The organism is Vreelandella rituensis (assembly GCF_003336665.1).
In the GTDB taxonomy this organism is placed as follows: domain Bacteria; phylum Pseudomonadota; class Gammaproteobacteria; order Pseudomonadales; family Halomonadaceae; genus Vreelandella; species Vreelandella rituensis.
Window position 1 is genome coordinate 181,586 of sequence record NZ_QPIJ01000002.1, and the last position, 13,929, is coordinate 195,514.

Sequence of the window (13,929 nt, forward strand, 5' to 3'; positions counted from 1 at the left end):
CCTCGCGAATAAAAAAACCACTGAGCGTGAATAGAAAAATCACTGAGAGAGTAGCCTAGCGCGAAGGCAGCGCCAGTTCTTCCGCCATTTCGGCCAAAAAATATTCCTGCACCAGCAATGACAGAGCGCCATGGCGAAACACCGAACGCCGTGCCCAAGGCCCCTTTGCCTGAACAAGCTCCGCCTGAACAAGCCGCGCCTGAGCAAAACGCGCCGGGTGATTGCTGACTTCCAGAGGCCCGCGTACCAGATCCGGCTGCTGGAACAACCAGCTACCCAACGAACGCTCGCCAAGCCGCTCCAGGCGTTGTCCGTGCAATTGGGAAAGCGGCGCCACCGAGCGGGCCATCACCCAGGGCGTCTCGCCCAGGCACAGCGCCACTTCACGCAGCCAGGCATGCCGCCCCAGGGGAATTCCCAGCGCCTGGGCTTCATCGGGTAAGGGGCGCCCCACTTCCTGGCGCAGCAGCTTGACGCGAAAAGGTTGTTCTTTGCCCGCTCGGGTCAAGCGTGTGGTCAGCGAATCGGTGGACGCCACCCACTGCCACCAAGCATGACTCATGGCCGGTCGCGCCGCTGCCACCGGACGCCAGACAGGAAAAATAACATCAAGCGTCACTGCGCTCTCCGCAAAAAATAGCCGTGCGCCTAGTGTAACATGGTGGCCACACAGGTTTTTCAGGTGAAACTATGCACGCTTCCAACCACCCTTTGGTGATAGTCGGCAGTGGGATGGCCGGTGTCGGCCTGGTACGCGCCCTCAGAAAACTGGATACCCAACGTCCGATCACCCTGGTCAGCCGGGACAGCGGCAGCGAATATTCCAAACCGCTGCTCTCCACCGGTTTCGCCAAAGGGCTTTCACCCGAAAGCCTCGCTGTACGCTCGGCCTTTGACCTGGCGACACAACTCGATATTGACGTTCTGCCGCATACCTCGGTCACCACCATCAATGTTGCACAGCGTACACTGCTTTTCGCCGATAACCGACAACAAGCCTATACCGATTTAGTGCTGGCCACCGGTGCAGCACCCCGGGTGCCTTTTGCGATTCCCGAAGCGCTGACCTCGCGCCTGTTCACGATCAACGACCTGGACGACTATCATCGATTTCACACCGCCCTGAGCCAAATCAACGGTTCGGCGCGGGTGGCAATCATCGGGGCCGGCCTGGTGGGCTGTGAATTCGCCAACGACTTGCATGCCGCTGGTCACCAAGTGCGTATTATCGCCCCGGAGGCCGCGCCCTTGCCTCGCCTATTGCCGCCCCCGCTAGGCAAGGCACTGGGCAACGCCTTCGTCGAGGCGGGTATACATCTCGAGTTGGGACGCACCATCACCGAGCTGGCCCTCTCCGGCAACGACGTCAGCATTCGCCTAGATAATGCAGACACTGTCACGGCGGACATCGTGCTCATGGCCACCGGCCTTGTACCACGCATCGAGCTTGCGCAACGTGCCGGTATTCATGCCGATGACAGCGGTATCCATGTGGATCGTACCCTGCAAACCTCCCAGCCCGGAATTTATGCGTTGGGCGATGCAGCCTGCGTGGATGGCGTCAACGCCATGTACGTTCAGCCGCTACAAGCCAGCGCCAAGGCACTGGCGGCCACCCTGAGCGGCACGCCGACGACGGTAAGTTTCGGCGCCTGGCCGGTGATAGTGAAGACGCCGTTGCTCCCAGTGGTTGCCTTGCCGCCACTTCAACGGCCTGCGCGCTGGCGAATCGAAGGCGAAGAACACAATTTCAGTGCCTTGGCCGAAGACAAAGACGGACGTTTGATTGGTTTTGCGTTGACAGGCAGCTGCGTGAGAAGGAAAGTGGAGCTTTCCAGAGCGGCACCAGCACTGCTAGGCTGATTTTCGTTACATTCAAGGCTAGGCTGGGTAAGACTGTTACGCTCGACTTGCTGTTACCCGGGGCATCATTTAAACACCCCGTTATCAACAAGCACTTTATTCAACCACTGCATTTAACCACTGCCATCACTACAACGGAGTTTCCCCCCATGCGCAAACCCGAACTCGCTGCCGCCATTGCCGAAGGTGCCGATCTGTCCAAGGACAAAGCCGGCCAGGTACTCAACGTGATTCTCGATGAAATCACCAACAGTGTCGCCCAGGGCGATGACGTGGCCTTGATCGGCTTCGGTACTTTCACCGTGCGTGAACGTGCCGCCCGTACCGGCAAGAATCCGCAAACCGGCGAGCCTTTGCAGATCCCTGCCAGCAAGAACGTAGCATTCAAGCCCGGCAAAGCGCTCAAGGATGCAGTTTCCTGATGAAGCTGAAACTGACGCTGTGGTTCCTGGGCTTTCTGCTCAAGCGAGCCCTGCGCCGCAAGCCGCGCTTTCGCGAGCAACTTGAGCGAATGCGCGGCTTGGACTGGGGCATTGCCACGGAAGACCTGACGGTCGCCCGTTACTACCGCATGTCGCCCAGAGGCATTACCACCGGCAAAGGACTGCCGGTGGATCTTGATCTCGAGCTACGCTTCGATGACCAGGACACCGCACTAGAAGTCCTCAAGAAACCCACCCAAAAAGCCTTTCTCGAGGGCATGATGTCAGGCAAGGTCCGCCTGGTCGGCGATTCTTCCGACATGACCAAGCTACAGAAACTACTCAAGCACTTGTGAACGTTCAAGCACTTGGGAATGTTCGAGTCGTCCATACCCGCCCGCAAGGGCTATACGAAAGTGTCACTTAGCTAGCATGTCGACTTCGCTCTCATTGTCCTTGCGGCGTCTCTGGACGCTCGACAAATTCGCCTACAGCCTAAGGGTTTTCCTGGCGTTTAGCGGCGTCATCACGCTGGGCTGGGTGCTGGACGAGGCGGCACTGGTGATTCCGTTATTTCTGGGGATAAGCGCCAGTGCCCTCTCGGAAACCGACGACAGCTGGCAAGGGCGGCTGCAGGCATTATTGGTGACACTTTCCTGCTTCGCGATTGCCTCGCTGATCGTGCAATGGCTCTATCCTTGGCCGTGGTTATTCGCCCTGGGATTGGGGTCCGCAACCTTCACTCTGATCATGCTGGGAGCGATAGGGCAACGCTTCGCCACCATCGCCGCCGGCACCCTGATTCTCTCCATCTATACGATGATCAATATCGAACATCGTGGTGGCGTGCCCGAAGAGGGCCCTTGGCGCCAGCCATTGCTGCTGCTTGCCGGCGCGGCCTGGTATGGCCTGATTTCGGTCGTGTGGTGCGCGCTGTTCGAGCGCCAGCCGCTCAAGCAAAGCATGGCGCGGGTCTACAAGGAACTGGGCAAGTACCTGATCCTCAAATCGGCGCTGCTCGAACCACTCCGCGATGTAGACATCGAAGGGCGACGCCTGGCCCTGGCGCGCCAGAACGGCCAGGTGGTCGAGGCGCTCAACCAGGCCAAGGAGATGATCTTTCGCCGCCTTGAAGGCCAGCGCGGTGACCACAAGCTCAACCGTTATCTGCGTATTTACTTCGCCGCCCAGGACATTCACGAACGGGCAAGCTCCACCCATTATCCTTACGCCGCCCTGACCGACGCCTTTTTTCATCACGATGTTCTGTTTCGCTGCCAGCGGCTGCTCGACCAGCAAGGGCTGGCCTGCAAGCGTCTGGGCAAGGCGCTGCTGCTCAACCGCCCCTTCGATCATCGCCAGAGCGAACAAGCCCTCCTGGATCTGCGCGCGTCGATCGACAACCTGCATGCCATGCGTGAGCCACGCTGGCGCGAGCTGCTGTTTCCGTTGGAGGCGCTGGCCGATAACCTCGCCACCCTCGAGGAACAGCTGGCCACCGCGCACAACCCCGATGTCAGCGATACTCGGCGTGATGAGGGCCTGTTCAACCGCTCGCCTTCCAGCCTGAGCGATGCCTGGGAGCGCATCCGGCTGAACCTGACGCTGGGCTCGCCGACCTTCCGCCACGCGCTACGCCTTTCAATCGCTCTGCTGGCAGGCTATGGCTTGATGCGCCTGATCGATCCCGAACAAGGCTTCTGGATTCTGCTGACCACCCTATTCGTGTGCCGACCCAATTTCGCCGCCACCCGACGTTTTTTCACTCAGCGCATCATCGGCACCGTGCTCGGGCTGGTCGCCGGCTGGGCCTTGATCACGTTGTTTCCCCATCCGCTGGCCCAGAGCTTGATTGTATTGATCGCCGGCGTCGCGTTTTTCGCCAACCGCGAGGAGCACTACATCATCGCGACGGCTTCGATCACCCTGCTGGTACTGTGCAGTTTCAATCAGGTAGGCAGTGGTTTCGATCTGATCTGGCCGCGGTTGTTCGATACCCTGCTGGGTGCTGCGATCGCCGGTCTTGCGGTGTTCTTCATTCTTCCGGATTGGCAGGGGCGGCGCCTGTATCGTCAGGCGGCCAATGCCTTGGACGCCAACCGGCGTTATCTGGAAGAGATCATTCATCAGTACGAAGCCGGCAAACAGGATGACCTGGCCTATCGGTTGGCGCGACGTGACGCCCATAACGCCGATGCCGCCCTGTCGACCATACTCACCAATATGCTGCATGAACCCGGGCATTATCGTAAACACGATGCCGACGACGGCCTTCGTTTTCTGGTGTTGGATCATACCCTACTGAGTTATCTCTCGGCGCTGGGCGCCCATCGTCACCGTCTTACCGAAGAGAAAGACAAGGCCATCCTGATACCGGTGGCACGGCGCATCGACGAGCTACTGGCGTACTGCGCCGATCAGCTGTTGCATCGTCAACCCATCAGAGCGCTGGAAGGGGATGTGGAAGCATTGTTGGTACAGCTGGATGGCGAGCCACCCCGGACGACTTCTCCAGACGAGAGCCAGGCAGTTGTCGCCTATCGTCCGGTGCAGAGCCAGCTGCGCTTGATTTGCCGCCAACTGATACCGCTAGGCGATGCCGCAAATCGCTTGATCCTCAAGCCGCAAACCGGCCCCTCACCGGACCTTGACGCTTCTCACACCTGACCGTAGCGCCCCGCCTCCTCACCCAGCCAGCGGCGAATCAGCTCCGGGGCGGCCTCAGGCGCCTGCTCTTGCATCGTTCGGGCCAGCGCGCTCACCTGGTCCAGAAGGTCAGCATCGCGCTCCAGGTCGGCGACTTTCATCTGGGCAAGGCCCGTCTGACGGGTACCCAGCACCTCGCCAGGGCCGCGTATTTCCAGGTCCTTTTCGGCGATACGAAAACCATCGGTGGTTTCGCGCATCACCCCTAGCCGCTTGCGGGTACCGTTGGTAAGGGGCGGATGATAAAGCAGCACACAGAAGCTTTCGGTACTTCCCCGGCCCACCCGGCCGCGCAACTGATGCAGCTGGGAAAGCCCCAGGCGCTCGGGGTTTTCGATGATCATCAGGCTGGCATTGGGCACGTCCACCCCCACTTCGATCACCGTGGTCGCCACCAGCAGATCCACCTCGCCCGCCTTGAACGCTTCCATCACCTCGGCTTTTTCGGCCGCCTTCATGCGCCCATGCACCAAGCCGATGGCAAGTTCGGGAAGGCCCTGGGTCAGTTCCTCAAGGGTGGCTTCCGCGGCCTGGCATTGCAGAACCTCGGATTCTTCGATCAGGGTACATACCCAGTACGCCTGACGACCTTCGCTGCAGGCGTTGCGAATGCGCTCGACCACTTCGGGGCGGCGTTCATCGGGCACCACCACGGTCTTGACCGGAGTACGCCCCGGCGGTAGTTCATCGATCACCGAGACATCCAGGTCGGCATAGGCACTCATCGCCAGGGTACGCGGGATGGGCGTGGCGGTCATGATCAATTGATGCGGCGTCAGCCCCCCGGCTTCGCCCTTTTCTCGCAACGCCAGGCGCTGGTGAACGCCGAAGCGGTGTTGCTCATCGATAATCGCCAGACCCAGACGGTGGAAGTGCACATCGCCCTGAAACAACGCATGGGTCCCCACCACCATTTGGGCGCGCCCGTCGGCAATCGCCGCCTTGGCGTCCAGCCGTGCCTTGCCCTTGAGCTTGCCGGCAAGCCAGGCCACATCGATCCCCAGGGGCTCGAACCAGGTGCAAAAATTGCGGTAATGCTGCTCGGCGAGAATTTCCGTGGGGGCCATGATCGCCGCCTGGCAGTTGCCCGACAGCGCGGAAAGCGCCGCCATCGCCGCCACCACGGTCTTGCCCGACCCCACATCGCCTTGCACCAGGCGCAGCATGGGCGCAGGACACGCCAGGTCATGGGCGATCTCATCCAGCACGCGACGCTGGGCACCGGTCAGCGAAAAAGGCAATTGCGTGAGAAAGCGCGCCTGAAGATTACGCCCGGACGGCAATACCGGGGCGCCATCCGCCTGGATACGCCGCCTTACCTCTCGCAGGCTGAGTTGATGGGCCAGCAACTCTTCCAATGCCAGGCGCCGGGTCGCGGGGTGATGGCCGCTGGCGAGTCTCGCAAGGTCGGTATCCGGCGGCGGCTGATGCAGAAGATGCAAGCATCGCTGCAGTTCAGGCAGGCGAAAACGCTCGCGAAGCGGCTCGGGAATCATGTCCGGCAAGGCCTGAGGATCGGCTTCCAGCTGGGCCAATGCCTGTTGAACCAAGGCCCGCAACCGTGGCTGATTCAACCCTTCGGTGGTGGGATAGACCGGCGTGAAATGCTCTTCCACCGGCGGTTCGGCATTGCCCGTCAGGCGATATTCAGGGTGATACATTTCCAGCCCAGTGGCACCGGCGCGGGCTTCACCGAAGGCCCGCACCTGAGCACCCGGGCGCAACTGCTGCTGTTGGGCGGGGGAAAAGTGAAAGAACCGCAGACTGAGAATACCGGCGCCATCGCGTAGGCGCACCAAAAGGCTTCGCCTGCGCCCCTTGACCACATCGCAGGCGGTCACCTCGCCTTCCACCACCGCCTCCTGCCCGGCCTTCAACATACCGATTGGCGTGATACGCGTACGGTCCTGATAACGCAGCGGCAGATGAAACAGCAGGTCGGCGACCGTTTCCAGGCGCAAGCGCGCCAGTTTCAGTGCCAAGGCGTCACCGACGCCCTTGAGTGAGGTGACCGGCGCCTGAAGAGAATTCATGCCAGCGCCGAGGGGGCGGTGGGCTTTTTGGGTTGGCGACAACGCGCGATCGCATTGGCCAGGGCATCAATGGCCTTGGGCCGGGGAAAGCTCGCTCGCCAGGCGATCGCCACGGTACGCGACGGCGAAGGATCGGCAAACGGGCGGCTCACCAGCATGGCATTTTCATACTGCTCGGTGCCCAGTGCCGATTGCGGCAGCACGGTAATGCCCAGGCCCGAAGCCACCATGTGGCGAATGGTTTCAAGCGATCCGCCTTCGGCAATCAGGGTGTTAGTGGGACTATTGAGTTTTTGGGTAATCGCCGGACAGGCCTCGAGAATCTGATCGCGAAAGCAATGGCCTTCCCCCAGCAACAACAGGCGCTCTTCCAGCAGGTTTTCCTTATGAATGGTCTCGCGCGCCACCCAACGATGATTGGCGGGCATCAGCACTTCGAAGGTTTCATCGTAGATCGGCTTGGTCACCACATCGGTCTCGGTGAACGGCAAGGCAATGATGATCACATCAAGCTCGCCACTTCTCAGCTTGCGCCGCAGGTTTCCGGTCATGCCTTCTTCGATGTAAAGCGGCATTTGCGGGGCGGCCTTGGCCAGCGCCGGTATCAAATGAGGGAAGAGGTAAGGGCCGATGGTGTAGATCGCGCCGATGCGCAGCGGGTTGGCCAGCTGGTCCTTGCCTGCACTGGCCAGCTCATAGATGGCGCTGCTTTCTTCCAACACCCGTTGAGCCTGAATAATGATTTTTTCACCCAAAGGCGTGACTTGCACCGTGGACTTGGAACGCTCGAAAAGCGGCGTACCCAGCTCTTCTTCAAGCTTTTTCACCGCCACCGACAGGGTGGGCTGCGAGACATGACAGCGTTCCGCAGCACGGCCGAAATGCTGTTCTTGAGCTAAAGTTACGATATAGCGGAGTTCTGTTAGAGTCATAGCAGTGCCAAATGGCATCCTCGCTTAGCAAGCACCGAAGTTAACAGGTCAAGCCTGATGAAGACATGATGTCTGATACAGTCTTTGTATCTGATAGGGAATATTTATCAAGGGGAGCAAGCAAGGTGAAGCTAACTACATTAATTATCGGCTGTGGCGATATCGGCACCCACCTGGGTAACCAGCTGGTGGCGCAAGGCCATCGCGTTATCGGGGTGCGCCGTAATACTGCAGCCTTGCAGGAAACCGGGATCGAGCCTCTGGCGCTGGATCTCGATACGCTGGATACCGGCAAGCCCAGCGCCTTGCCCCAGGCCGATTATGTGATTTACGCCGTGAGTGCCGACCGCTTCGAGGAAAGTGCTTATCAGAGCGCCTATCCGGAAGGGTTGAAACGCGTCCTCTCGGTGCTGGAACAACAGGCTACGCCCCCCCGGCGCGTGTTTTTCGTTTCCTCGACCAGCGTTTACGGCCAGCAAGAAGGCGAAGTGGTCAGCGAGGAGAGCCCAACGGACCCCACCAGCTTTTCCGGGAGCTTGATGTGTCAGGCCGAGCAGGCCTTGTTGGACCATTCGTTGCCCGGCACGGTGGTGCGCTTTTCCGGGATTTACGGGCCGGGCCGCGACCGTTTGATTCATCAGGTAGCGGAAGGCCGAATCTCGCCGGTCACACCGGTGATCTACTCCAATCGCATTCATCGCGACGACTGCGCCGGTATTCTCGCGCACTTGATCGAGTGTCAGGAAAACCACCAGGACGTGGCCTCGCTTTACCTGGGCAGCGACAACGAACCCGTTACCCTGCACAACGTCATGCTCTGGCTGGCACAACAGCTCAAGGTGGAAGCCTCCGACACCATGCAGTCACCCTTGCGTCGGCGCGTCAGCAAGCGCTGTGACAACCACCGCATTCGTGAGACCGGTTATGAATTCCGCTTTCCCACGTTTCGCGAAGGTTATCGCCAGGTGCTTGAGAAAGGCGGCTTCCTGGCCTCGGAGAAAGCCTGAACGGAGAAAAGCCTGAAGATAGCCAATTCCCGTTCAATCGATAGTCGAATTCGAGTGGGCCAGGGTCGTATAGCGGGCACCCTGATCATCGGTGATCGAATGCACGAGTTCAAGGCGATGATAGTGCCATTCAAGCTCGAATTCGGGCAGTGGCGTGGTGTCCAGCGAGTCGGCACCCCGCAACAGCGTGACATGCGGCACGTAGTCGGCGGGACGCCCATGAATGCCGCGGCTCTCAAGCGCGTTCCATAGAATTTGGTGCAAGTGTGTCAACTCAGGCTCGGGGCGTTGGCCACCCACCCAGACAATGCGCGGCCCGCGAAAGCTGCCCCAGCTGTCCAGTCGCCAGTGGCCCGGTTCGATCGAAAGCCTCTGGACCCAGGCGGCAAGTTTCACGGCACGCGCCCTTTCCAGCTCACCGATGAAGGCCAACGTAAGGTGCATGTTCGGCTCGGGGATACGCCGCCCGCCACAACGGGCGTGGGCGATACCGGCAAGACGCCCGAACCGCTTACACAGCTCGGGCGCAGGTAGCAAGGCCAGAAACAGCCGCATCCTGGTTAGTCGCCGATGACCATGACGGCTTCGGCTTCAACCTGGCTGCCCTTGGGCAACGCCTTGATGCCCACCGCGGCACGTGCCGGGAAGGGTGAGGAGAAAAACTCCTCCATGACCCGATTGACGATGGCGAAATTGTCCAGGTCGACCAGGTAGAGGTTGAGTTTGACGATATCGCTCAATGAACCGGCTGCTTCTTCACACACCGCCTGCATGTTACTGAACACTTGGCGCGCCTGAGCTTCAAAGTCCTCCGAGACCAGTTCCATCGTGGCTGGGTCGAGTGGAATCTGGCCGGACAAATAGACGGTATTCCCGGCCTTGATGGCCTGAGAATAAGGACCAATGGCCGCAGGGGCTTTGGCAGTATTGATAACAGCCTTGTTGCTCATGTTGACTCCTTGAAAGTTTTGAAATAGCGCTTAATTCGCAACGCGGGTAATCTTTTCCACATTAGACATGTTGCGGATACGTTTGATGATCCGCGCCAAATGCACACGACCTTTTACCGATAAGGTAAGATGAACCGTGGACAAACGCACGTCACGCTCCTCGATACCGATACGCTCGATATTGGCATCGGCATCGGTCACCAGTCCCGCCAGTTCAGCCACCAGGCCACGACGGCTCTCTATTTCAATGCGCAGCCCTACCGGGAAGTCTTCACTGATCTCATCGGACCATTCAAGAGCGAACAGCTTGTCGGGGTCATTCTTGTGCTCGACGATATTGCGGCATTCCGCACGGTGAACGACGATCCCCTTGCCTACCGACAGATGACCCACCACAGGGTCGCCCGGCAACGGATGACAGCAACGCGCGAAGTTGATCACCATGCCTTCACCGCCACTGATCACTAACGGTCGCATGCCTTCATGCATATCAGTGCCGTGTCCAGAAGGCGTGTCCTGCTCCATATCCAACAGGCGTCTGGCCACCACATTGGACACACGAGCGCCGAGGCCGATCGATTCCAGCAACGCATCTTCGCTGGGAAGCTCCAGCTCGGCGAGAACCCGGGGCATCACGCCACCGCTCAGCTCTTCCAGGCTGGTATCGAATTCCGCCAATGCCTTGTTAAGCAAACGGCGACCCAGTTGCCCGGCTTCCGCCTGACGTTGATGCTTGAGCGCATGCCGGATGGCAGAGCGCGCCTTGGCGGTGGTGACGAAATTAAGCCAGGCCAGGTTGGGTCGTGCCCCGGGTGCGGTAATGATTTCCAGTGTCTGGCCGCTTTCCAGGCGCGTGGACAGCGGTGCCAGATGGCGGTCGATACGACAAGCGATGCAGTTGTTGCCTATATCGGTGTGCACGCTGTAGGCGAAGTCGATCACCGTGGCACCCTGGGGGAGCTCCATGATGTCGCCTTTAGGCGTGAATACGTAGATATCATCGGGAAAAAGATCGTTCTTGACGTGTTCGATGAACTCCAGCGAATCCCCTGCATGGCGCTGCATCTCCAGCAGCCCCTTGACCCAGGCCCGCGCCCGGGCATGGCTGCCTTCGGCGATAGGATGGGTGGTCTGTCCGGCTTTATAGAGCCAGTGCGCGGCAATCCCGTTGTTGGCCATGGCTTCCATTTCACGGGTGCGTATCTGTACCTCGATAGGCATGCCGCGTGAGCCGAACAGGGTGGTATGCAGGCTCTGATAGCCGTTGGCCTTGGGAATGGCGATGTAATCCTTGAACCGCCCCGGCACCGGTTTGTAGCGATTGTGCACGATGCCGAGAATGCGATAACAGCTGGCCACGTCTTCGGTGACAATACGGAAGCCGAACACATCCATGATCTCGGCGAACGGCTTGCGCTGGTCACGCATCTTCTTGTAGATCGACAACAGATGCTTCTGCCGTCCGATCACGGTCCCCGCCAGCTGTTCGTCATCCAGGCTTTTCTGCAAGGTACTCTGCACTTCGCGAATGGCGCTGCGCCGATTGCCGCGCGCGCTGGATACCGCCCGCTTGATGCGCTCGGCACGCATCGGGTGAATGGCCTGGAACGACAGGTCTTCCAGCTCCACGCGGATGGTATTGATGCCCAGCCGCCCGGCGATACGCGCATAGATTTCCAGCGTTTCACGGGCAATGCGGCGTTTCTTGTCAGGACGCAAGGCACCCAGGGTGCGCATGTTGTGCAGGCGATCGGCAAGCTTGACGATGATCACGCGAATATCGCGAGACATCGCCAGTACCATCTTCTGGAAATTTTCTGCCTGGGCGACGGCCTTGTCCTCGAAGGTGATCTGGGTAAGCTTGGAAACGCCATCGACCAGCTCCGCCACCGGCTTGCCGAATTGCTCGGCTAAGGCCTCCTTGGAAACCCCGGTATCTTCAATTACGTCATGCAGCATGGCGGCCATCAGGCTCTGATGGTCCATGTGCATGTTGGCCAGTATGTTGGCTACCGCCAGGGGATGGGTGACATAGGGTTCACCCGAGCGTCTGCGTTGGCCGTCATGAGCCTGCTCGGCGTAATAGAAGGCGCGCTTGACCTGCTGGATCTCTTCCTGAGGAAGGTAGCCACCGAGACGATCACCCAGGTCATCAATGGTAAACATTCACCGCGCCTCTGTCGTAAGGTTACTCGTCGATATGCGCGCTGGGAGCCAACGCCGGGCGTGTACGTACCGGCGCTTCGACGGGTTCGTCGAGAATGGTGTGATTCACCAGACCCGCCGCGATTTCGCGCAGTGCCATCACCGTGGCCTTGTCGTTTTCCCAGGGCAACATCGCATCGCGTGAGCCACGCGCCAGTTGACGGGCACGGTGAGTGGAAATCATTACCAGTTTAAAGCGATTTTCAACGTTCTCGAGACAATCTTCGACGGTAACACGTGCCATGGGGGGCTTCCTGTAATGACGAAACCGGGCCAGCCCGATAGGCCAGCCCAGTAAACAATGGGGTAGTCGACTGACTAGATTACTCGACCCCGGGCTCGGGTGACAAGAGCGCAGCCAGTAAAGGGGCGTGATGACATTGCATGCATGCCAGCGTCAAGCGGCGGCTGATCACCAGAGACTGAAGTTCTTGCAGCGCCGTGGTGAAGTCATCGTTGACCACCAGATAGGCGTACTCATCATAGTGCGACATTTCATTGACGGCTTCACACATGCGCTGGGCAATCACTGCGTGCTCATCGGTACCCCGGCTAGCCAAGCGACGTTCCAACTCGCTGCGCGAAGGCGGCAGGATGAAGATCGACACCGCTTCGGGCATCTGGATTCGTACCTGACGCGCTCCCTGCCAGTCGATTTCCAGGATCACGTCCTGGCCAGCATCCAGAATGGTTTGCACGGCGCGGCGCGAAGTGCCGTAATAATTATCGAACACCTTGGCATGCTCGAAAAACTCACCACGCTCGATCATTGCCTCAAAGCCGGGCACGTCAACAAAATGATAATTCACTCCGTTCACTTCGCCTTGACGTTGCGCGCGGGTGGTATGGGAAACGGAAACCTGTATCCCGTCCAGGCTTTCGATCAATTCACGTACCAGGCTGGTCTTGCCGGCACCCGAAGGGGCTGAAACGATAAAAAGCGTACCTTGAGACATGAAGCGCTTCCCTGGTATTGGCGAAGGTATTGGTGAAAGTATTGGTGAAGAAAGCAGATCAGCTGCGGGAAAGCCCGCAGTATCGCACATTATTCCCCTCAAGCTGTAGGGCTTGTCTTTCCCGTGACACCCATACCGCCCAAGGACAAACGATACGTAACGTTCATTCTCCTTCATTTTTCAAACCGGAAAGGTTATGCACACATTAGATATCGAACGCGGCATGCAGAATCTGGTACTCGCCGACCCGGATATCGCCCGCGCCTATCCGCTGTTGGGTGCACCTTCCCCTCGCCAGCGCGACCCAGGCTTTGCGACGTTTTTCTCGACCATCGTCAGCCAACAGATTTCCACACAAGCCGCCCGTGCCATCATGGGCCGCGTGAATACACTGATCCCGGAAATAACCACCTCAGCGGTGCTCGAAGTCGATGGTCAAGCCCTGCGGGATGCGGGGTTATCCTGGCGCAAGGTGGAATACGTCAAAGGCCTGGCTGAGGCCGTGCATACAAAGGTATTTGATGCCGAGGGATTGGACATACTGAATGATGACGAGGCGATTGCCGCCATTACCCAGCTACGCGGCTTCGGTCGCTGGAGTGCGGAAATCTACCTGATGTTTTCGCTCAAGCGCCCGGATGTCTTCCCCGCCGATGACCTCGCCCTGCGCGTGGCGCTGGGCCGCCTGAAAGGCATGGACGATAAACCCACGCCCAAGCAGGCGCGCAGCATGGTGGAACACTGGGCACCCTGGCGCAGCGTGGGTTCGTTATTCTTGTGGCACTACTATCGCGGTGAACCGTTATGAAGCCGCCCCACCACGTCAATACCTTGGCTACTCGGACGCACCACAAT

Annotated in this window: 14 protein-coding genes; 6 read left to right on the forward strand and 8 right to left on the reverse strand. The window is 59.3% G+C overall.

Annotated elements, in window-relative coordinates; translation table 11 throughout:
- Positions 1–55 precede the first annotated feature (55 nt).
- Positions 56–562 carry a chorismate--pyruvate lyase family protein gene (locus tag DU506_RS02655; RefSeq protein WP_114485443.1) on the reverse strand — a complete coding sequence of 169 codons (507 nt, stop codon included), beginning with the start codon at positions 560–562 and terminating at the stop codon, positions 56–58.
- A 128-nt stretch (positions 563–690) separates the two neighbouring features.
- Between DU506_RS02655 and DU506_RS02660 the strand changes: the two genes are divergently transcribed.
- From DU506_RS02660 to yccS, 4 genes are all read left to right on the forward strand, one after another.
- Entirely contained in the window at positions 691–1,863 is a 1,173-nt protein-coding gene (locus tag DU506_RS02660; protein WP_114485401.1) for an NAD(P)/FAD-dependent oxidoreductase, read from the forward strand.
- A gap of 149 nt (positions 1,864–2,012) precedes the next feature.
- Positions 2,013–2,285: an HU family DNA-binding protein gene (locus tag DU506_RS02665; RefSeq protein WP_114485402.1), complete on the forward strand. Its 273-nt coding sequence runs from the start codon at positions 2,013–2,015 to the stop codon at positions 2,283–2,285.
- On the forward strand, positions 2,285–2,641 hold the full coding sequence (locus DU506_RS02670; RefSeq protein WP_114485403.1) for a hypothetical protein: 357 nt from the start codon (positions 2,285–2,287) through the stop codon (positions 2,639–2,641). The genes DU506_RS02665 and DU506_RS02670 overlap by 1 nt, the downstream gene beginning before the upstream one ends.
- Positions 2,642–2,717: 76 nt before the next feature.
- Positions 2,718–4,952, forward strand: a complete 2,235-nt coding sequence (yccS, locus tag DU506_RS02675) for a YccS family putative transporter (RefSeq protein ID WP_114485404.1) — start codon at positions 2,718–2,720, stop codon at positions 4,950–4,952.
- Here the strand turns inward: yccS and recG are convergent.
- Both recG and DU506_RS02685 read right to left on the reverse strand, forming a co-directional pair.
- Positions 4,943–7,024, reverse strand: a complete 2,082-nt coding sequence (gene recG, locus DU506_RS02680; protein ID WP_114485405.1) for an ATP-dependent DNA helicase RecG — start codon at positions 7,022–7,024, stop codon at positions 4,943–4,945. The two genes, yccS and recG, sit on opposite strands and share 10 nt — an antisense overlap.
- Entirely contained in the window at positions 7,021–7,956 is a 936-nt protein-coding gene (locus DU506_RS02685; protein WP_114485406.1) for a hydrogen peroxide-inducible genes activator, read from the reverse strand. The genes recG and DU506_RS02685 overlap by 4 nt, the downstream gene beginning before the upstream one ends.
- 125 nt (positions 7,957–8,081) lie before the next feature.
- Here DU506_RS02685 and DU506_RS02690 point away from each other — a divergent pair, with 125 nt between their 5' ends.
- The gene (locus DU506_RS02690) at positions 8,082–8,963 is read left to right on the forward strand and encodes an SDR family oxidoreductase (RefSeq protein WP_114485407.1); all 882 of its coding nucleotides are present in this window, start codon (positions 8,082–8,084) and stop codon (positions 8,961–8,963) included.
- Between the two features lie 33 nt (positions 8,964–8,996).
- Here the strand turns inward: DU506_RS02690 and thpR are convergent, their stop codons facing one another.
- From thpR to gmk, 5 genes are all read right to left on the reverse strand, one after another.
- Positions 8,997–9,518, reverse strand: a complete 522-nt coding sequence (thpR, locus tag DU506_RS02695; RefSeq protein ID WP_114485408.1) for an RNA 2',3'-cyclic phosphodiesterase — start codon at positions 9,516–9,518, stop codon at positions 8,997–8,999.
- Between the two features lie 5 nt (positions 9,519–9,523).
- On the reverse strand, positions 9,524–9,913 hold the full coding sequence (locus DU506_RS02700) for a RidA family protein (protein WP_114485409.1): 390 nt from the start codon (positions 9,911–9,913) through the stop codon (positions 9,524–9,526).
- A gap of 30 nt (positions 9,914–9,943) precedes the next feature.
- Entirely contained in the window at positions 9,944–12,079 is a 2,136-nt protein-coding gene (locus DU506_RS02705) for a RelA/SpoT family protein (RefSeq protein WP_114485410.1), read from the reverse strand.
- Positions 12,080–12,101: 22 nt separating this feature from the next.
- The gene (rpoZ, locus tag DU506_RS02710) at positions 12,102–12,362 is read right to left on the reverse strand and encodes a DNA-directed RNA polymerase subunit omega (RefSeq protein WP_114485411.1); all 261 of its coding nucleotides are present in this window, start codon (positions 12,360–12,362) and stop codon (positions 12,102–12,104) included.
- Between the two features lie 79 nt (positions 12,363–12,441).
- Complete coding sequence (gene gmk, locus DU506_RS02715) at positions 12,442–13,074, reverse strand: guanylate kinase (RefSeq protein ID WP_114485412.1); 633 nt, start codon at positions 13,072–13,074, stop codon at positions 12,442–12,444.
- Positions 13,075–13,270: 196 nt separating this feature from the next.
- Between gmk and DU506_RS02720 the strand changes: the two genes are divergently transcribed.
- A complete protein-coding gene (locus DU506_RS02720) occupies positions 13,271–13,882 on the forward strand; it encodes a DNA-3-methyladenine glycosylase family protein (RefSeq protein ID WP_114485413.1) in 612 nt (203 codons plus the stop codon).
- The last annotated feature ends 47 nt before the right edge of the window (positions 13,883–13,929 follow it).